19 protein-coding genes and 1 tRNA gene are annotated in these 19,247 nt (G+C 72.4%); 2 read left to right on the top strand and 18 right to left on the bottom strand.

All coding sequences use genetic code 11. The annotated features are described in order from the left end of the window. Window positions 1-70: 70 nt before the first annotated feature. The 9 genes from VFJ21_04985 to nadD form a co-directional block, all read right to left on the bottom strand. On the bottom strand, window positions 71-1,261 hold the full coding sequence (locus tag VFJ21_04985) for a helix-turn-helix domain-containing protein (protein HET7406478.1): 1,191 nt from the start codon (window positions 1,259-1,261) through the stop codon (window positions 71-73). Next, entirely contained in the window at window positions 1,258-2,331 is a 1,074-nt protein-coding gene (locus VFJ21_04980) for a phosphotransferase family protein (GenBank protein ID HET7406477.1), read from the bottom strand. The genes VFJ21_04985 and VFJ21_04980 overlap by 4 nt, the downstream gene beginning before the upstream one ends. A 31-nt stretch (window positions 2,332-2,362) precedes the next feature. Next, entirely contained in the window at window positions 2,363-3,199 is an 837-nt protein-coding gene (locus tag VFJ21_04975; protein ID HET7406476.1) for a hypothetical protein, read from the bottom strand. A gap of 60 nt (window positions 3,200-3,259) precedes the next feature. Next, window positions 3,260-4,756 carry an NAD(P)/FAD-dependent oxidoreductase gene (locus VFJ21_04970; protein HET7406475.1) on the bottom strand — a complete coding sequence of 499 codons (1,497 nt, stop codon included), beginning with the start codon at window positions 4,754-4,756 and terminating at the stop codon, window positions 3,260-3,262. Between the two features lie 83 nt (window positions 4,757-4,839). Continuing rightward, window positions 4,840-4,912, bottom strand: a tRNA-Ala gene (locus VFJ21_04965). A 30-nt stretch (window positions 4,913-4,942) separates the two neighbouring features. Continuing rightward, the gene (locus VFJ21_04960) at window positions 4,943-5,590 is read right to left on the bottom strand and encodes a histidine phosphatase family protein (protein ID HET7406474.1); all 648 of its coding nucleotides are present in this window, start codon (window positions 5,588-5,590) and stop codon (window positions 4,943-4,945) included. A gap of 7 nt (window positions 5,591-5,597) precedes the next feature. After that, a complete protein-coding gene (rsfS, locus tag VFJ21_04955; protein ID HET7406473.1) occupies window positions 5,598-5,984 on the bottom strand; it encodes a ribosome silencing factor in 387 nt (128 codons plus the stop codon). A gap of 38 nt (window positions 5,985-6,022) precedes the next feature. Then, a complete protein-coding gene (locus VFJ21_04950; GenBank protein ID HET7406472.1) occupies window positions 6,023-7,273 on the bottom strand; it encodes an LCP family protein in 1,251 nt (416 codons plus the stop codon). 77 nt (window positions 7,274-7,350) lie between these two features. Then, a complete protein-coding gene (gene nadD / locus VFJ21_04945) occupies window positions 7,351-7,950 on the bottom strand; it encodes a nicotinate-nucleotide adenylyltransferase (GenBank protein HET7406471.1) in 600 nt (199 codons plus the stop codon). Window positions 7,951-8,118: 168 nt separating this feature from the next. Here nadD and VFJ21_04940 point away from each other — a divergent pair, with 168 nt between their 5' ends. Further along, complete coding sequence (locus tag VFJ21_04940) at window positions 8,119-9,348, top strand: hypothetical protein (GenBank protein ID HET7406470.1); 1,230 nt, start codon at window positions 8,119-8,121, stop codon at window positions 9,346-9,348. A gap of 7 nt (window positions 9,349-9,355) precedes the next feature. Here the strand turns inward: VFJ21_04940 and VFJ21_04935 are convergent, their stop codons facing one another. From VFJ21_04935 to VFJ21_04925, 3 genes are all read right to left on the bottom strand, one after another. Then, window positions 9,356-10,753, bottom strand: coding sequence for a VWA domain-containing protein (locus VFJ21_04935; protein HET7406469.1), 1,398 nt, complete (start codon window positions 10,751-10,753; stop codon window positions 9,356-9,358). A 4-nt stretch (window positions 10,754-10,757) separates the two neighbouring features. Beyond that, window positions 10,758-11,633, bottom strand: coding sequence for a MoxR family ATPase (locus VFJ21_04930; protein ID HET7406468.1), 876 nt, complete (start codon window positions 11,631-11,633; stop codon window positions 10,758-10,760). Window positions 11,634-11,742: 109 nt separating this feature from the next. After that, on the bottom strand, window positions 11,743-13,005 hold the full coding sequence (locus VFJ21_04925) for a glutamate-5-semialdehyde dehydrogenase (protein ID HET7406467.1): 1,263 nt from the start codon (window positions 13,003-13,005) through the stop codon (window positions 11,743-11,745). Between the two features lie 58 nt (window positions 13,006-13,063). Between VFJ21_04925 and VFJ21_04920 the strand changes: the two genes are divergently transcribed. Then, a complete protein-coding gene (locus tag VFJ21_04920; GenBank protein HET7406466.1) occupies window positions 13,064-13,762 on the top strand; it encodes a DUF3159 domain-containing protein in 699 nt (232 codons plus the stop codon). Here the strand turns inward: VFJ21_04920 and proB are convergent. The 6 genes from proB to VFJ21_04890 all read right to left on the bottom strand — a co-directional run. Further along, on the bottom strand, window positions 13,655-14,770 hold the full coding sequence (proB, locus tag VFJ21_04915) for a glutamate 5-kinase (GenBank protein HET7406465.1): 1,116 nt from the start codon (window positions 14,768-14,770) through the stop codon (window positions 13,655-13,657). The genes VFJ21_04920 and proB overlap by 108 nt on opposite strands. Beyond that, window positions 14,767-16,212, bottom strand: a complete 1,446-nt coding sequence (gene obgE / locus VFJ21_04910) for a GTPase ObgE (protein HET7406464.1) — start codon at window positions 16,210-16,212, stop codon at window positions 14,767-14,769. Before obgE ends, proB begins: the two co-directional genes overlap by 4 nt. Window positions 16,213-16,234: 22 nt before the next feature. Further along, a complete protein-coding gene (gene rpmA / locus VFJ21_04905) occupies window positions 16,235-16,492 on the bottom strand; it encodes a 50S ribosomal protein L27 (GenBank protein HET7406463.1) in 258 nt (85 codons plus the stop codon). Between the two features lie 7 nt (window positions 16,493-16,499). Further along, entirely contained in the window at window positions 16,500-16,820 is a 321-nt protein-coding gene (gene rplU, locus VFJ21_04900) for a 50S ribosomal protein L21 (protein ID HET7406462.1), read from the bottom strand. A 161-nt stretch (window positions 16,821-16,981) separates the two neighbouring features. Continuing rightward, window positions 16,982-17,266, bottom strand: coding sequence for a hypothetical protein (locus VFJ21_04895; protein ID HET7406461.1), 285 nt, complete (start codon window positions 17,264-17,266; stop codon window positions 16,982-16,984). Between the two features lie 142 nt (window positions 17,267-17,408). Continuing rightward, window positions 17,409-19,247: Rne/Rng family ribonuclease (locus VFJ21_04890; GenBank protein HET7406460.1), on the bottom strand; the 1,839-nt coding region annotated here is incomplete at its 5' end.

Here is a 19,247-nt window from a genome sequence, read left to right as displayed (position 1 = left end):
CTCGCCCGGCCGGGCGCCGGGTGTCGTCGGACGACGCGCACGAAATATCGTGCCCGCGTTTGTAGGGTTCCTACAACGCGCCCTCGACCGGGCGTAGCCGTCCTGCCGTAATAGCGGTGCGGAGCACGTAGCCGTCCCGTGGATCATTTGGGGAAAGGCCACAGAGGTCGGCCACACGGCCCAGGCGGTAGCGGACGGTGTTGGCGTGCACGTAGAGGGCGCGCGCGGTCGCCTCGACCGCCCCCCCGCAGTCGAGATAGGCCTCGACCGTCTCGAGGAGCGAGCCGCCGGCGTCGCGCAACGGCGCGAAGACGGTGTCGACGAGGGCCTGCAGCGCGACGGGCTCTCCGTTGAGCGCTCGCTCGGGGAGCAAAGCCGCGGCCGGCACCGGCCGGGGTACGGCGGGCCACGCGGGCGCGGCGCGCAGTGCGGCGAGCGCCTCGAGCGCGGAGGACCATGCGCCTGAGAGCGAGCCGACGGTCGGCCCGACGACGACCGGGCCGGCTCCGAAGGCGTCGGCGAGGATGCGCACCCCGCGGTCGAGGGTGCCGTCGCCGCCGAGCACCACGACGAGCCGGGTGCCCTGCACCCCGGCGAGCACCTGCAGTCGTTCGACGGCTGCCCGGCGGTGGACCGCCTCGACCACCGCCTCGGGGTCGTCGTGCGGCGAGCGGCCGGCGACGACGGTGACCGCGGGCGGGTCGGCCCAGCCGAGGGCCGAGGCGCGGGAGAGCAACGTGTCGTCGGGTTCGCCGCGCAGGATCGCGTCGACGACGAGGGCCTCGAGCCGGGCGTCCCACGCACCGCGCTGCTCGGCGGCGCGGGCGTAGACCGTGGCTGCGGCGAACGCGATCTCCCGGGAGAAGCGCAGGGTCGACTCGCGCAGCCACGCCTCCTCACCGGGGTCGGCCAGGTCCGCCGCCGCCTCCTCCGCGATGTCGACGACGATGCGGACGAGCTCGACGGTCTGCTGCAGCGTGATCAGCCGGGCCATCTCCCGCGGCGCGGTGGCGAAGACGTCGAGTGTCACCCGCTCGCTGCTCTCCGGCTCACGCAGCCACCGGGCGAAGCCGGCCAGGCCCGACTGCACGACGAGCCCGACCCACGACCGCTGGTCGGCCGGCAGCGCGGCGAACCACGGCAGCGTCGCCTCCATGCGCTCCAGGGCGGTGGTGGCAAGCCTGCCCGCGGCGCGCTGAAGCCGCCGCGCCGCCCGCGCATGGGTGCGCTGCGCTGCCTTGCCCGCCGGCGTGGGCGTCACCCCGCCGGAATCCCCTCGATCAGCTCCAGCGCTCCCGCCGCCAGCGCCGGGACCCGGTCGGCCTGGTGTGCCATGCGGGTGTCCTGCGTCTCGCCCCGAGCGAAACGGTTGTAGAGCTGCTGCACGACGACGGCCGTCTTCCACTGCGCGAAGGCTTCGTACCAGCCGATCGACTCGACCGGAGTGCCGGTGCGTTCGGCGTACCGCTGCACGATCTCGGCACGTGACGGGAGGCCCATCTGCCGCTCCCCGGGATGCGCGCCGCGCGCCGCCTGCGGTGGGTCGGCAGGGTCGGGCCAGTAGTTGAGCAGGGTGCCCAGGTCGACCAGCGGGTCGCCGACCGTCGTCATGTCCCAGTCGAAGATGGACACAACCCGGTCCGGGTCGGCCGGGTCGAACTGGCAGTTGTCCAGCTTGAGGTCGTTGTGCACCAGCGACGCGCGGCTCGGTCGGGGCATCGTGCGCTCGAGCCGTTCGTGCACCTCGGTCATGACCGGCGTGTTGGCCTCGTCCGCAACCAGGTCCCAGCGCTTCTTCCAGCCGGACACCTGCCGGGCGACGAAGCCCTCCGGCCGGCCGAGGTCGGCCAGGTCGGCCGCCGCCGGGTCGACGAGGTGCAGCGCGGCCATCGCCTCGACGACAGCGAAGCCGATGCGCCGGCCTACGTCCGGCAGCCCGGCCATCGACGGCGGCAGCACGCCGCGAATGACGACGCCGTCCCGGCGCTGCATGACGAAGAAGTCGGCACCGGCGACGTCGTGGTCGTCGCAGAAGACGTAGGCCCGGGGGGCGAGGTCGAAGACCCGCCACAGCCGCGACAGCACCCGGAACTCCCGCCGCATGTCGTGCGCGCCTGGTGCGATGACGCCGAACGGCGGTCGCCGCAGCACGAACTCGCGGTCACCGAAGCGCAGCAGGTAGGTCAGGTTGGCCGCACCGTGCGGGAACTGCAGCACCGTGAACTCGCCCTCGGCGCCTTCGAGGTGCTCGCGCAGGTAGGACTCGATGCGCGGCCAGTCCAGGTCGTCACCGGTGCGGACCGGCGCGGCTTCGTCGAGATGCTCGCTCACACCTGCGTAGTGAACACCGTCGCGCGTCCGGTCAGACCTGCAGTGTCGTCGCGTCGCCGAGTCGCACCGCCACGCGGTCGGGGCTGGCCCCGTCGACACCTGCTCCGTGCTTCCACGCACCGCTGGCGTAGGTCCACGTCTGGCCGTCGTAGGTCACCGCGGTGACGCCGCTGGTGTAGGAGTGCGCGACCAGCCACGTCGCGACCGTCCAGCGGCTGGCGTCGTTGTGCAGCGCGCTGCCGAACTCCACCTGCATCCGGTTGCGCAGGTGCTCGGCCGTCGCCGTCGACACGGGCTTGTCGAAGCGGCAGGTGAGCGCAGCGGGGACCTCTCCGGTGAGCGCTCGAGCGAGCGCCCGGGCCTGGTCCTCCCAGCCGGCGTAGGCGTCGGCCGACGCGCTGCGCTGCACCGACTGCGCGGCGTCGGCGAGCGACATCGTCTCCCAGCCGCGCACCTTCTCCAGCCCCTGAAGGAACGCACCCGAGGCGTACGCCGGGTCCATGAGCTGCGCCGGCGTGCCCCAGCCCTGCGACGGCCGTTGCTGGAAGAGCCCGAGGGAGTCGCGGTCGCCGTAGGGCAGATTACGCAGCTTCGACTCCTGCAGGGCCGCGGCGAGAGCGACCGTCACCGCGTGGTGCGGCAGGCCGAGCCGGTCGGCCGTCGCCGCGACGGTGGCCGCGTTGGCGGCCTGCTCGGTGTCGAGCTCGTAGTGGTCGGTGCCGGCGGTCACCGTGCAGCCGGTGGCGCCGGGTCCCGCCCGATGCCAGACGACCACCGCACCCACCGCGACGATCGCGAGCACGGTCAGCGTGACGCCGAAACGCCGCAGGCGTCGGCGCCGCCGCCGGTGGCTGGACGGTGGGGCCATGGTGCAACCAGTGTCGCCGACGACGGGCCCGCGCGGGGGCGGACCCGGCGCCAGCGGGCGTCAGACGGCGACGCGCTCGGCGGGGCGGCCGGCCGGCACCGGGTTGGAGAACTCGACGGCGCCGTCGTCGAGCGGTGCGCGCTTGAGCAGCACGATGTCGCGGATGTAGTTCTGGTAGAGCCGCCACGGCGACCGGCGCCCCTGCTTGGGGAACTTGTCGATCGACCGCATGACGTAGCCGGACGTCAGGTCGATGAAGGGGCTGTCGGGCAGCGAGCCGCCCGGCCAGCGCGGCGTGACCTGCCGGACGCCGAGCTCGTCCATCCGGCCCAGCAGCCGGCAGACGTAGGCGCACACGAGGTCGCACTTCAGTGTCCACGAGGCGTTGGTGTAGCCCATGGCCGCGGCGAGGTTCGGGATGCCGCTGAACATCATCCCCTTGTAGGCGACGGTCTCGTGCAGCTCGACCGCGCGGCCGTCGACGCTGATCTGCATGCCGCCGAGGGCGAGCATGTTGAGCCCCGTGGCGGTGATGACCACGTCGGCCTCGAGGCGCTCACCGGAGGTCAGCTGGATGCCGGTCTCGTCGAAGGTCTCGATGGTGTCGGTCACGATCGAGGCGCGGCCGCTGCTGATGGCCGCGAACAGGTCGCCGTCGGGCACCAGGCACATGCGCTGGTCCCACGGGTCGTAGCGCGGGTTGAAGTGCGTGTCGATGTCGTAGTCGGGACCGAGCTGCTTCTCGACGCCCTTGCGAATGCCGGCGCGCACGACCTGCGGCACCCGGCGGCTCAGCTGGTAGCTGAGCATCGTCAGCAGCACGTTCTTCCAGCGCACCGCCTGGTAGGCGCGCATCTCCGGCAGCCACCGGCGCAGCCGCGTCGCGATGGGGTCCTTCGCCGGCATCGACACGACGTAGGTCGGGGAACGCTGGAGCATCGTCACGTGGGCCGCGCGCTCGGCCATCGCGGGCACGAGCGTGACCGCTGTCGCCCCGCTGCCGACGACGACGACGCGCTTGCCGTCGTAGTCGAGGTCCTCGGGCCAGTGCTGCGGGTGCACGACCGGACCGGCGAACCGCTCCACGCCCGGGAACTCGGGCAGGTAGCCCTGGTCGTAGCGGTAGTAACCGCTGCACATGAACAGGAAGCCGCAGGTGAACCGCACCGTCTCGCCGGTGTCGGAGCGCTCCGACTCGACGGTCCAGACCGCGTCGTCGGTCGACCAGGCGGCTCGCACCACGCGGTGGTTGAACCGGATGTGCCGGTCGACGCCGTAGTCTCTCGCGGTCTCGCGAATGTAGTTGAGGATCGACGGCCCGTCGGCGATCGCCTTGGCCTCGGTCCACGGCCGGAAGTCGTAGCCCAGGGTGTACATGTCCGAGTCGGATCGGATGCCCGGGTAGCGGAAGAGGTCCCACGTGCCGCCGATGGCCTCGCGCGCCTCGAGGATCGTGAACGTCTTGCCCGGGCACTCCATCTGCAGCCGGCACGCGGCGCCGATGCCCGACAGACCGGCGCCGACGATGAGGACGTCGACGTGCTGGTCGGAAGCCATCTGGGTCTCCTCGGTCGTCAGAACGCCGGAATGCACGCGGCGCAGTGGGCTCTACTGTCCCACTGCGCCCCATGACGTCGCGGTGGAGGTAAGGGGATTCGAACCCCTGACCCCTTGCCTGCCGAGCAAGTGCTCTACCAACTGAGCTATACCCCCGCGGCGGCCTCAGTGTATCAACGGGGACCGTTAGCGGGCGTCGTCGCCGCTGGTCACCCGCTCGGGCCGGCCGCCCGCGTTGTGCTCCTCCAGCTGCCAGCCGCGACGGTTCTCCACGAGCACCGACCAGCGTGCGTTTCCGAGCGGTCCGAGCCGCCACCAGAGCACGACCTCGAGGTCGAGCAGCGTGCCGATGGCCGAGCGGATCGTGCCGCCGTGCGACACCGCGACCAGGGTGCCGCCCGGCGGTACGCCCGACAGCGCGGCCAGCAGCGCGTCGGCGGCCCGGCGGCCGACCTCGGAGTAGTTCTCGCCACCACCGCGGCGGACGTCCTTGCCGACCTGCCACTCGGCGTACTCCTCGGGGAACCGCTCGCGCGCCTCCCGGCGGGTCAGCCCCTGCCACTCCCCCAGATCCATCTCGCGCAGTGCGGCGCAGTCCTGCACGGGCACGTCGACCAGGGCGGCCAGCGCTGCCGCGGTGTCACGTGCCCGGACCAGGTCGCTGCTCACCAGGACCGCGGGACGCAGGCTCGCGAGCATCGGCGCCGCGTCGCGCGCCTGGACCAACCCGGTGTCGTCGAGCGGCGGGTCGAGCTGGCCCTGGAACCGGCCGCCTTCGTTCCACGCCGTACGCCCGTGCCGCCACAGCACCAGCCGGCGTGGGCCGTCGCCCACCCGAGCCTCAGGAGGCGTCACGCCGCGGCGCCAGCGCCGCCTCGGGGAGCGGCAACGTCGGGCAGTCCTTCCAGAGCCGCTCGAGGGCGTAGTAGTCGCGCTCCTCGGCGTGCTGCACGTGCACGACGATGTCGACGTAGTCGAGCAGCACCCACCGGCCCTCGCGCTCCCCCTCGCGGCGCACCGGCTTGGCGCCGAGGTCGCGCATGCGTTCCTCGATGGCGTCGACGACGGCGCGGACCTGTCGGTCGTTGGCGGCCGCCGCGAGGACGAAGCAGTCCGTGATGACCAGCTGCTCGCTGACGTCGATGATCTGCAGCTCGGTCGCCAGCTTGTCGGCCGCTGCCGCGGCGGCCGCCTGGGCGAGCTCGAGCGCGCGGGCTGATGCAGTCACGGCACTCTCTCGGGCAGGGATCGGACCTGCCCAGGATGTCACGACCGGTAGTCGCGCCCGAGGATCACGACGATGTCGGCAACCGACTGGCCGCGCGGCGAGAAGCGCACCGAGGTGACCGGCAGTCCGAGCGCCTTCGCCAGCGCGGCGCCCTTCGCCTGGGCACCGGGGGTGTCCTGGAAGACCAGCACCAGCGACTGCGCGCGGCCGAAGGGCGGGAAGTTGCTGGAGGAGACGAAGACGTAGCCGGCCTTGACGATGCGGTCGCGCACCGACGCGCCCAGGCCCGGCGTGCCGACGGCGTTCTCGACCAGCACCCGGCGGCCGGCCCCGTCGCCGTCCGCCACCTGCGAACCGGCGAACGACGTTTTCACCAGCTGCTGCACCTTGGCACTGTCGATCCGGTAGGTCGGCAGCGGCCCGCCGGTGTCCACGTCGAGCACGGGAAGCTGGGTGTAGGTCAGGTCGGAGCCGCGAGCATCGGTGGCGAGCCCGACGAACAGGTGGGCGAGCTGCTTCGTGGACCGGTCGGTCGCGCCGCGGAACGCACCGACGATCCGGCCCGCAGCCGCTTCGTCCCGCGGCATCTTCGCGAGGACACCGTCGAGCACGGTTTGCACCCGGGGCAGCTGCGCGGTGGGGTCCTCGCCGGCGGCGACGTACGTCGCGTAGGCCCAGGCCGACGCACCGTTGAGGTGCTGCCGGCCGGCGGGGACGAGCACCTGGCCGCCACCTCCCGCGGTGCGGCGTACGACGTCACGGTCGACCCGGACGTCGATGCCGCCCAGGGTGTCGACGAGCCGGCCGAACGACGTCTGGTCGAGCGTCCAGTAGCCGTCGACGGTGACGCCGACCAGATCGGTCAGGGCGGCGCGGGACAGCGAGCCGGCCCCGGGGAGGGTGAGCACCTGAGCGAACGGGTGACTGCCGTAACCCGGCGCGTCGACGATGACGCGGCCGGGCACGAGGACCTCGGCGCCCTGGTGGTGGGCCGGGTCGTCGGCGAGCAGCACCGACGCGGCGGCACTGCCGTCTCCCGCCCGCAGGGAGAGCAGCAAGGTGCTCTGCGTGCGGGCGCCGGCGGCTGCCACGGACTTGTCCGGACTCGACGAATGCCCGCGTACGACGAAGAGCACGATCGCGGCGAGCGCGACCACACCTGCCGTGATGGCGGCGAGGATGCGGCGCTGGCGGCGTTGCCGGCGACGTTCGGCGGCGCGCTGCGCACGCCGGCTGAGCCGCGGCTCGATGACGACCGGCGCGCCGGGAGGCTGCTGCAGGACGGGCACCGTAGGTGTCTCGTCCGTTCGGGCGCAGATCTGTAGGGCCGGTCGCCGGACACCGGGCCGCCCGGACGGCGCAGTCCTCAGCTGACGGCGCGGTAGAGGTGCCGCTTCTGGATGTACTGCACGACGCCGTCGGGCACGAGGTACCAGATCGGGTGCCCCTCGGCCACCCGCCGCCGGATGTCGGTCGAGCTGATGGCGAGCGCCGGCACCTCGACGAGGCTCACACCACCGTCGGGCAGGCCGGGGTCGGCCAGGTGATGGCCGGGTCGCGTGACGCCGATGAAGTGGGCCAGGTCGAACAGCTCGTCGGAGCGGTGCCACCCGAGGATCTGCGCCAACGCGTCGGCGCCCGTGATGAAGAACAGCTCTCCTGAGGCGCCGTACTGCTCATGGAGTGCGCGCAGCGTCCCGTAGGTGTAGGTCGGGCCGGGCCGGTCGACGTCGACCCGGCTGACCGAGAAGCGCGGGTTGCTCGCCGTCGCGATGACCGTCATCAGGTAGCGGTCCTCGGCCGGCGTCACGTCGTACGAGGACTTCTGCCACGGCTGGCCGGTCGGGACGAAGATGACCTCGTCGAGGTCGAACAGCGTCGCCACCTCGCTAGCTGCCACCAGGTGGCCGTGGTGCACGGGGTCGAACGTGCCGCCCATCACGCCCAGCCGGCGGGTGCCGCTCACCGGCCAAGCCTAGAGCGCAGCGGCGACCCGGCCCCTCCGGACGCTCTGCGCGTTTCCCTCACGGTCGGGCGTACTAGCCCGAAATAGTCCGATCGGGCCAACAACGGCCTTTCGGACGTCCCGATCCCTGATCCGCAAGCACTAGACACGCGGAAGGGGCCTCGGCTCATGGGCGTCCGGATCATCGGGGCAGGGCTCGCCGCGACATCGTTGGCGCTCGCCGTCGGGGCGACGGCGATGGCGCAGGAGAAGCTGCCCGACCGGCCGGCCGCCGCCGTCACGGCCGTCACCACCGCGCCGCGCAACGCGGGTGCTGCTGCCGGCACCGTGGCGCGCACCGCGCCCGTCTCGCCGTCGGCACTGGTGGGCCAGGCGGCCGACGTGGTCGGCGAGCTCGTGCAGGGTCTGACCTGCGCACCTCTCATCGCCGGTGCTCCCGACCTCTGCAGCCACGGAGCCGACCCGAAGGCTGAGCTGAGCGCGTCCGGCTCCGGCAGCGGCCACCCGCCCGCAGGCGGCTCGATCGGCTGCTACGGCAACGGTCACGACGGGCCGCGGGTCATCGCCTACTACGCCTACGTGCAAGGCAGTCCGAACCGGTTCGGCACCTACGCCGGCTCGATCCAGCAGTGGGCGGCGGCGGTGGACAACGAGATCAACGAGAGCGCCGCGGAGACCGGCGGGAGCCGGCACGTGCGCTGGGTCACCGACAACGGTTCACCGGGCTGCCACCTGCTGGTCGGCCAGATCGCGGTGTCCCCGACTGCGGCGCAGAACATGACCAACTTCATCAAGGCGCTCTCGGACGCGGGCCTGGACCAGCCCAACCGCAAGTACCTCGTCTGGATGGACGACGACGTCATCTGCGGCCAGGCCACGGTCTACGTCGACTCCAAGCCGACGCAGGACAACGACAACAACGGCGCCTACCCGTCCTACGCGCGCGTCGACCGCTCCTGCTGGGACTACGGCGAGGGTCACGAGCTCATGCACATGCTGGGCGGCGTACAGCCCGACGCGCCTCACGCGACGAAGGCCGCCCACTGCACCGACGGTGCCGACATCATGTGCTACGACGACGGCACCGGGGCAAGGCAACAGGTCGTGTGCAGCAGCTCTCACCAGTGGCGCTACGACTGCCGCCACGACGACTACTTCTCGACGAAGCCGGCCGCGGGCAGCTGGCTCGCCGCGCACTGGAACACCGCGAACAGCGCGTTCCTCGCCGGCGCCGTGCCGGCGGCACAGCCCGCTCCGGCCACGTCGGCCGGACCGGCACCGGCCTCGAACCCGTCGCCGGCGCCCAGCCCGTCACCGACCACGGCCGTCACGACCACGACCGGCGGCCTCGTCGGCAGCGCGATCAGTGTCGTGACCGGACTGCTGGGCTCGAAGTGACCGCGGGTCAGGTCGGGAGCAGCGCCTCGACGAAGTCCTGGAGCTGAACGGAGTTGCGGCACTCCACCATCGGCATCACCTGGGCGTACTGCGTGGCGGCCGAGTCACCGCTCCCCCAGTACTGCCGAGGCTCGGGGTTGAGCCAGTAGGCGTGCCGCGCGTGGTGCACGAGCGAGCGCACGGTCGGCAGCGCGAGCTGCCGGTAGTTGCTCCGGGCGTCACCGAGGACCAGCAGCGACGTGCGCGGGGTCACCGCGTCGGGCCACTTCTCCGCGAAGATCTCGAATGCGTGCCCGTAGTCGCTGTGCCCGTCGAACCACACGAGGTCGGCCTCGTTGGCCATCGACGTCATCGCGTCGGCGACGTCCTTGCCCGGCTCGAAGTACTTCGTGACCTCGTCGGTCGTATCGATGAAAGCGAACGCCCGCACCTTGGAGAACTGCTCGCGCAGCGCGTAGGACAGCAGCAGCGTGAAGTGCGCGAACGCCGTCACCGACCCGCTGACGTCGCAGAGCACGACCAGTTCGGGCTTGTGCGGCTTGTGCGGCTTGTGCTTGGTCTCGATCGGCACGCCGCCGGTCGACAGCGAGGCGCGGACCGTACGCCGGAAGTCCAGGCGTCCGGAGCGACCGAGCCGCCGCTTGGCAGTGAGCCGGGTCGCGAGCCGGCGGGCGAGCGGGTAGACCTCGCGGCGCAGCTGGGCGAGATCGTCACGGGAGGCGCGCAGGAAGTCGACCGTCTCGACCAGCGGCTTGACGGCGGTCCTGGAGACCTGCTCGACGCCCTTCTCCTCCGCAAGCCGCCGGCGCACCTCCGCCTCGACGTAGCTCTCGAACGCCTTGATGCGCTCGGCGAGCGACTGGCGGGCGACCTTCTCCGCGAGCCCGCCACGCTCCTCGCCCTGCAGCACCTCTTCGAGCAGCGCGGCCATGAGCGTCTGCGGGTTGAGCTGACGCAGCACCCGGTAGGCGAACCACGACTGGCGCCCGGGCGCGGAGTCGGCCCGGCCGATGCGACCGACGACCTCGCGGGCGAACCGGCGCAGCTTGGCGTCGTCACCCTCGAGCAGCAGGTCGAGCAGCCGGCTGCGCAGCAGGTCGCGCATCGCCCCGGCGTCGTCGGGGTCGATGTCCTCGAGCGCCTCCTCGATGTGCTCGTCGACGTCGACCGAGTCCCCCCACGCGGGCGGGAACCACAGGTCGAACAGCGCGTCGAACGTCACCCGGTGCGCCGGCCGCTTCACCAGCGTCGCCGCATAGGCGGCGCGCAGCTGCTCGCGGTCGAGCAGCTCGATCGCGCCCATCGCCCGCACGCCGTCGAGCGACTCGGCCAGCGAGACCGGCAGACCGGCCTCGCGCAGTGCGCCGACGAAGCCGACCTGACGGTCGATCAGTCCGCCCGTCACGGCGTCAGCTGAGCTTGAGCTGGTCGGCGGCGCGCGCCTGGTCGGAGGCGTGCTTGAGCACGACACCGAGCGTGCTGTTGACCGCCGCCTCGTCGAGGGTGTCGAGGCCGAGCGCGACGAGGGTACGCGCCCAGTCGATCGTCTCCGCGATGCTCGGCGACTTCTTCAGCTCCAGCGAGCGCAGCGCGCGCACGGTCTGCACGAGCTGGTCGGCCAGCGAGGCGGCGACCTCGGGCACCCGGGCGAGGACGATCGCCTTCTCCCGCTCGGCCGACGGGTAGTCGAGGTGCAGGTAGAGGCAGCGGCGCTTGAGCGCCTCGGACAGCTCACGGGTCGCGTTGGAGGTCAGCACGACGATCGGGCGGCGCGATGCCTCGATGGTGCCGAGCTCGGGGATCGTGACCTGGAAGTCGGAGAGCACCTCGAGGAGCAGCCCCTCGACCTCGACGTCGGACTTGTCGGTCTCGTCGATGAGCAGCACGGTCGGCCGGTCCTGGCGGATCGCGGTGAGCAGCGGCCGCGAGAGGAGGAACTCCTCGTTGAAGATGTCGTCGTGGGTCTCTTCCCACTTCGCGTCGGAGCCGGCCGCCTGGATGCGCAGCAGCTGCTTCTTGTAGTTCCACTCGTAGAGCGCGCGCGCCTCGTCGAGGCCCTCGTAGCACTGCAGGCGGATGAGCCCGGAGCCGGTCGACTCGGCGATCGCCTTGGCGAGCTCGGTCTTGCCGACACCGGCCGGACCCTCGACCAGCAGGGGCTTGCCGAGGCGGTCGGCGAGGAACACGGTCGTCGCGATCGCGTCGTCGGCGAGGTAGCCCACCTGCGCGAGCCGCTCGTGCACGTCGCTCGGCGAGCCGTACACGGGGACGAGCGTCGAAGTCATGACAGCAGCAGCCTTCCGTCGGCCAGCCGGACGCTGCCCGGCGGACAGCGGATACCGAACCACATTCTATTCGTTCGACCGGCGGCCGTCACCCGACGCCGAGCCCCGGCTACTCGCGGATGTGACCGTCGCCGGTGACGACCCACTTGGTCGTCGTGAGCTCGGGCAGGGCCATCGGCCCGCGGGCGTGCAGCTTCTGAGTCGAGATGCCGATCTCGGCGCCGAAGCCGAACTGCTCGCCGTCGGTGAACCGCGTCGACGCGTTGACCATCACCGCGGCGGAGTCGACGGTCGCGACGAACCGGCGCGCGGCGGACTGCGACCGGGTGATGATCGACTCGGTGTGCTGGCTGCCCCAGCGCCGGATGTGGGCCACCGCATCGTCGAGCGAGTCGACCACGCCGACGGCCAGGTCCAGCGAGAGGTACTCCTGGGCCCAGTCCTCGTCGGTGGCCGGCACCGCGGTGTCGTCGTAGGCAAGAACGGTCTGGTCGCCGTGGACGGTCACGCCCGCGTCGTGCAGCGCGGGCAGCACCTTCGGCAGGAACGCCTCGGCGACGGCGCGGTGCACGAGCAGGGTCTCGGCGGCGTTGCAGACGCTGCAGCGCTGGACCTTCGAGTTGACGGTCAGGGTGACGGCCATGTCGAGGTCGGCGTCGGCGTCGACGTAGACGTGGCAGTTGCCGACGCCGGTCTCGATGACCGGCACGGTCGACTCCTCGACGACGCTGCGGATCAGGCCGGCGCCACCGCGCGGGATCAGCACGTCGACGAGGCCGCGGGCGCGCATCAGGTGCTTGGCCGACTCGTGGTCGATGCCGGGCACCAGCTGTACGGCGGCGGCCGGCAGGCCGGCCGCGACCCCGGCGGTCGAGAGCACGTCGACCAGGGCGGCGTTGCTGGCCCGGGCCGACGAGGAGCCCCGCAGCAGCACGGCGTTGCCGCTCTTGATGCACAGCCCGGCGGCGTCGACGGTCACGTTGGGACGTGCCTCGTAGATGATCCCGACGACGCCCATCGGCACGCGGACCTGCCGCAGCTCCAGGCCGTTGGCGAGAGTGGAGCCGCGGACGACCTCGCCGACCGGGTCGGGCAGCGTGGCCACCTGGCGCAGCCCGTCAGCCATGGCCGCGATCCGGTCGCCGTCAAGCCCCAGCCGGTCGACGACCGATGCCGACGTGCCGTCGGCACGAGCCCGCTCGACGTCGGTCGCGTTGGCCGCGACGATGTCGGCGCTGCCCGCCACCAGCGCGTCGGCCAGCGCGTGCAGCGCGGCGTCCTTCTGCGCTCGCGACATCTGGGCGAGGTCGACCGCCGCTTCGCGGGCGCGATGCGCGACCTCCGCGAACTGCTGCGCGGTCCCCTCGCTCATGTGCACAAGGTTAGCGAGCGCACGCCCCGATGCGGCCCGCGGCGGGCAGACTGGACCGATGCGCCCGCAGCAGCCGCAGACACTCGCCGAGGCCGTCGGCGGTGTCCGCGGGGTCATCGACAGCGCCGCGCCGACCGTGGTCTTCGTCGCGGCCAACAGCGTCGGCGGTCTGCGGGCCGGCCTGATCGCGGCGGTGGTCACGGGTGTCCTGATCATGGTGCTGCGGCTTGCCCGCCGGCAGCCGTTGCGGCAGGCGATCGGCGGGTTCGGCGCGGTGGCGGTGGCGGCCGCGGTCGCGGCCCGCACCGGCAGCGCCCAGGGGTTCTTCCTGCCGGGCATCCTGCTCAACGCCGCCTACGCGGCGATGGCGGCCGTGTCCGTGCTCGTCGGACGCCCCTTCGTGGGCTACGTCTTCGCCGCGCTCGACGACCGCTGCACCGACTGGCAGCACATGCCACCGGTCCGGCGGGCCGCCACCCTCGCCTCACTGCTCTGGGTGGCGGTCTTCGCCGCCCGGGCGACCGTCCAGGGGTGGCTCTACGTGCACAGCCAGGTCGGTTGGCTGGCGGCGGCGAAGCTCGGCATGGGGTTGCCGCTGTTCGCGGCTGCGGGCGCGGTCAGCCTCTTGCTGGCCCGCCGGGCGATCAGCTCAGCGGCGCAGCAGCACGATGTCGTCGCGGTGGACGACCTCACGCTCGTACGCCGGGCCCCGCTCGGCGGCCAGCTCCCGGGTGGAGCGTCCCAGGAGGGCGGGTAGCTCGCTCGCGTCGTAGTTGACCAGCCCGCGGGCCACCGCCCGGCCGGTCTCGTCGACCAGGTCGACCGGGTCACCGGCGGCGAAGTCACCGTCGACGGCGACGACCCCCGCGGGCAGCAGCGACAGGCGCCGCTGCACGACCGCCGCCACGGCGCCGGCATCGAGCCGCAGGCTCCCGCGGGGCGTGCTGGCATGGGCGAGCCAGAGCAGCCGCGACGACGTCCGGCGGCCGGTCGGGTGGAACACCGTGCCGACCTCGGCTCCGCCGAGAGCGGCCTGCACGTCGGTCGCGGCGGCGAGCAGCACCGGGATGCCGGACGCCGCGGCGATGCCGGCCGCTTCGACCTTGGTGACCATGCCGCCGGTGCCCACGCCGGCCGCGCCGCGCCGGCCCAGGGAGACGCCGGCCAGATCGGCCGGCCCGCGAACCTCGTCGATCTTGCGGGCGCCGGGCCGGCGCGGGTTGCCGTCGTAGAGCCCGTCGACGTCGGAGAGCAGCACGAGCACGTCGGCCCGCACGAGGTGGGCGACCAGCGCGGCCAACCGGTCGTTGTCGCCGAACCGGATCTCCTCGGTGGCGACGGTGTCGTTCTCGTTGACGACGACCACCACCCCAAGGCCGAGCAGCCGCGACAGCGTGCGCTGCGCGTTGCGGTAGTGGCTGCGGCGTACGACGTCGTCGGCGGTCAGCAGCACCTGCCCGACCGTCAGGTCGTGCCGGGCGAACGCCTCGGTGTAGCAGGCGACGAGCAGCCCCTGGCCGACGCTCGCGGCGGCCTGCAGGGTGGCAAGGTCGCGGGGCCGGGCGTGCAGCCCGAGCGGTGCGAGCCCGGCGGCGATGGCACCGGAGGAGACCAGCACGACCTCGCGACCGGCCGCGCGGCAGGCGGCGAGCGCATCCACCAGCAGGTCGACCTGAGCCGCGTCGACGCCGGCATCGACCGAGGTCAGCGACGACGAGCCGATCTTGACGACGATCCGCTGCGCGCCAGCGACCGCGTCCCTCACGGCTCCTCCCCGTCGTCGTCCTCGTCGTCCTCGCGGCGGCGCCGGGCCCGCTTGAGCTCGCGGCGTACCGCGGCCGGCACCCGGTCGGAGGCGTCGAGGCGTTCGTCGGCACCGCGGACGCCGTAGGGCACGCCGGCGCCGGCTCGCAGCGTCGGCTCCCAGTCGAAGGTCACGTCGCCGATCGTGACGGCGGCCCCGCGCTCGGCTCCCGCGTCGGCCAGCGCGTCCTCGACGCCGAGACGGGCGAGCCGGTCGGCGAGATAGCCGACGGCCTCGTCGTTGGTGAAGTCGGTCTGGCGCACCCAGCGCTCGGGCTTGCGCCCGCGCACCCGGAAGCCGTCCTCCTCGACGTCGACTGCGAACTCCTTCTCGTCAACCGCCCGCGGGCGCAGCACGATGCGGGTCGCCTCGGGCTCCGGCTCGGCGGCGCGGGCAGCGGCGACCTGCTCGGCCATCGCGAAACGCAGCTCCTGCAGGCCCTCGCGGGTCGCCGCCGACACCGGGTAGGCGGGCAGGCCGCGCTCGGCGAGCATCGGCAGGACGAGGTCGGCGAGATCGCGGGCGTCCGGTACGTCGATCTTGTTGATCGCCACCAGCCGTGGCCGCTCGGCCAGCCCGCCGTAGGCGGTGAGCTCCGCCTCGATCGTGTCGAGGTCGCTGAGCGGGTCGCGCCCGGGCTCGAGGGTGGCGGCGTCGATGACGTGCACGAGCACGGCGCAACGCTCGACGTGGCGCAGGAACTCCAGGCCCAGCCCCTTGCCGGCGCTGGCGCCGGGCACCAGGCCGGGTACGTCGGCGACGGTGTAGACGGTGTCGCCGGCCTCCACCACTCCGAGGTTGGGGGTGAGCGTGGTGAACGGGTAGTCCGCGATCTTCGGTTTGGCCGCCGACAGGGTCGCGATCAGCGACGACTTGCCGGCGTTGGGGAAGCCGACGAGCGCGACGTCGGCGACGGTCTTGAGCTCGAGGACGACGTCGCGCACCTCACCGGGCTCGCCGAGAAGGGCGAAGCCGGGGGCCTTTCGCCGCGGGGAGGCGAGGGCCGCGTTGCCGAGACCGCCCCGGCCCCCCTCGCCGACGACGTAGCGGGTCCCGGCGCCGACCAGGTCGACGATCTCGGCACCTGTCTCGGCGTCGCGGACGACGGTGCCCGAGGGCACGGACAGCACGAGGTCGCCGCCGTTCGCGCCGTGCCGCATGCTCCCCTGGCCGGGCTTGCCGTTGCCGGCGCGCTGATGCGGGTGGCGGTGATAGTCGAGCAGCGTGGTCACGCCGGGGTCGACGAGGAGCACGACGTCGCCGCCCCGGCCGCCGTTGCCGCCGTCGGGGCCCCCCAGCGGCTTGAACTTCTCGCGATGGATCGAGGCGCAGCCGTGGCCGCCGCTGCCCGCGCTGACGTGGAGGACGACGCGGTCGACGAACTCCGCGCCCCGGCCGCTCACGCGGACCGACTCAGCGAATGGGTCAGGAGTCGCTCGGGGCGATGCTGACCACTCGGCGGCCGCGGCGGTTGCCGAACTGCACGGTGCCGGCGACGAGCGCGAACAGCGTGTCGTCGCCGCCGCGGCCGACGTGCCAGCCCGGGTGGAAGTGCGTGCCGCGCTGGCGCACGAGGATCTCGCCGGCGTTGACCGCCTGACCGCCGAAGCGCTTGACGCCGAGCCGCTGCGCGTTGGAGTCGCGGCCGTTGCGGCTGGACGAGGCGCCCTTCTTGTGTGCCATCTCGGTGCTACTTCCCGGTCTCGATGCCGGTGACCTTGACGCGGGTGAGCGACTGACGGTGGCCCAGGCGCCGGTGGTATCCGGACTTGTTCTTGTACAGGTGCATGCGGATCTTGGGGCCCTTGGTGTGCTCGACGACCTCGGCGGTCACCCGCACGCCCGCGAGCTTGCCCGCGTCGTGGGTGACGCTCTCGCCGTCGACGAGCAGCACGGCGGGCAGCGTCAGCGAAGCGCCGACCCCGCCCTCGAGCTTGTTGACCTCGAGGACGTCGCCGACAGCGACCTTGTGCTGGCGCCCGCCGCTGCGGACGATCGCGTACATCGACAGACGCTCCTGACGTGCTGATGGTCGGACCCCGCGCAAGCCGGGCGTGCGAGAGCCAGCACGTCTCTTGACCGCTCGGACGCGCCGGCGTTCAGGATACGGAGTGCCCGGCCCGTGGGTCAAAGAGGCCCGGCCCAGCGCCCCCCTGGGGCTCGGCCGGCCGGCTAACCGTCGGCGGGATGCGTGGGCCGGTGCACGCCGAAGATGCGGGCCCCGGAGTCACGGCCGTTGGCGATCTGGTCGAGGTCGGCGCGGGCGATCCGTTCGAGGACTCGCGGCAGGTCCTGGGGGTCTTCACCGAAGTAGCGCACGGCGCGGCGCGCCGCGTCGACACAACGCCAGATCGTGGTGTCAGGAAGCCGGTCCGCGTAGTCGGCGAGCAGCCGGCGGGTCATCCGGCGCACGACCTCGTCATCGATCGGCTCAAGAAATGGGCGGGACGCCACCATGAGGACGCCTCCAAAGACTCTGAAACGGAGCAGTCGGCGGAGGCTCGTGACTGAGCCTGAGCCGACGCTACCCCCGTCACCGCAGGTCATGCCAGGTCGTCCGGATGTCGTTGTTTCGACCGTTTCCGCGCCGCGGACGCGGTCAGGCGCTGGCGGGCTCCGGATGTGCCTCGGCCGGCTCACCCTCGTCCCCCGCGGGCGCCGCGTGCGCGGTCGAGGCGTGCGCGTGCGTCGGTGCCGGCTCGAACGGGTCGACGACGACCTTCACCCCGCGCCCGTTGCACTCGGGGCAGGTCTGGCTGAAGGCGTCGAGCAGCCCCTGGCCGATGCGCTTGCGCGTCATCTGGACCAGCCCGAGCGAGGTGACCTCGGCGACCTGGTGCTTGGTGCGGTCACGGCCGAGGCACTCGACGAGCCGGCGCAGCACCAGCTCGCGGTTGCTCTCGAGCACCATGTCGATGAAGTCGATCACGATGATGCCGCCGACGTCGCGCAGCCGCAGCTGGCGGACGATCTCCTCGGCCGCCTCGAGGTTGTTGCGGGTGACGGTCTCCTCGAGGTTGCCGCCGGAGCCGGTGAACTTGCCGGTGTTGACGTCGACGACGGTCATCGCCTCGGTGCGGTCGATGACCAGCGACCCACCGCTGGGCAGCCAGACCTTGCGGTCGAGCGCCTTGGCGAGCTGCTCGTCGATGCGGTAGTGCGCGAAGGCGTCGCCGGGCTCGACCCACCTGCTGACCCGCTCGCGCAGGTCGGGCGCGACATGGGCGATGTAGGGCTCGACCATGTCCCACTCGTCGTCACCCTGGACGACGAGGGAGGAGAAGTCCTCGTTGAAGATGTCGCGGATGACGCGCACGACGAGGTCGGGCTCGCCGTAGACCAGCGACGGGGCGCTCGCTGTCTGCGACTTGCGCTGGATGTCCTCCCACTGGGCCTGGAGCCGGGCAACATCACGCTCGAGCTGCTCCTCGCTGGCCCCTTCGGCCGCCGTACGCACGATGAGGCCGGCGTCCTCGGGGGTGAGGCGCTTGAGGATGTTCTTGAGCCGGGTGCGCTCCTTGTCGGGCAGCTTGCGGCTGATGCCGGTGCTGTGCCCCTCGGGGACGAGGACGACGTAGCGGCCGGGGATGCTGATCTGGCTGGTGAGCCGCGCGCCCTTGTGCGCGATCGGGTCCTTGGTGACCTGGACGAGCACGGACTGCCCGGACTTGAGCGCCTGCTCGATGCGCGGGGGCCGGCCGTCGAGCTGGCTCGCGTCGTAGTTGACCTCGCCGGCGTAGAGCACGCCGTTGCGACCCTTGCCGATGTCGACGAAGGCGGCCTCCATGCTGGGCAGCACGTTCTGCATGCGGCCGAGGTAGACGTTGCCGACGTAGGACGTGTGCTCGGAGCGGGTGATGTAGTGCTCGACGAGCACGCCGTCCTCGAGCACGGCTATCTGGGTGCGGTCCTTGCCCTGGCGCACGGCCATGACCCGCTCGACCGACTCGCGCCGAGCGAGGAACTCAGCCTCGCTGAGCACGGGCGGGCGGCGGCTGGACTCGCGTCCCTCGCGACGCCGCTGCCGCTTGGCCTCCAGCCGGGTGGAGCCCTTGACGCCCTGCACGTTGGACGATTCGGACCCGCCGGAGCGGCTCTCCCGGACGTGCACGACGGTGTCGGCGGGATCGTCGTCACCGCTGCCGTCGGAGGATCCGGAGCGGCGACGACGACGGCGGCGCCGGCGGGATGAGGACTTGCCGGACTCGGAGTCGGCGGCATCCGAGTCGGCGTGGCCGGACTCGGCGTCACCACCCTCGCCGTCGGCGTGCTCGGCGTCGGCGCCGTCGGCAGCCTCGGAGTCCTCGGGTCCGGCGCCCTTGGTGGAGGAGCCCTTCCGGGAGGTCCGCCTGGACGAGCCCTTGGCCTTGCCGCCTTCGGAGTCCGACCGGGTCGCGGCGCCGGGCTCGGCGTTGTCGTCGTCTGCGGCCGCGTCGGC

The organism is Mycobacteriales bacterium (assembly GCA_035690485.1).
GTDB lineage: Bacteria > Actinomycetota > Actinomycetes > JAFAQI01 > DASSKL01 > DASSKL01.
Note: the sequence above shows the minus strand (reverse complement) of the source record. Positions and strands in the feature narration are given on the sequence as shown.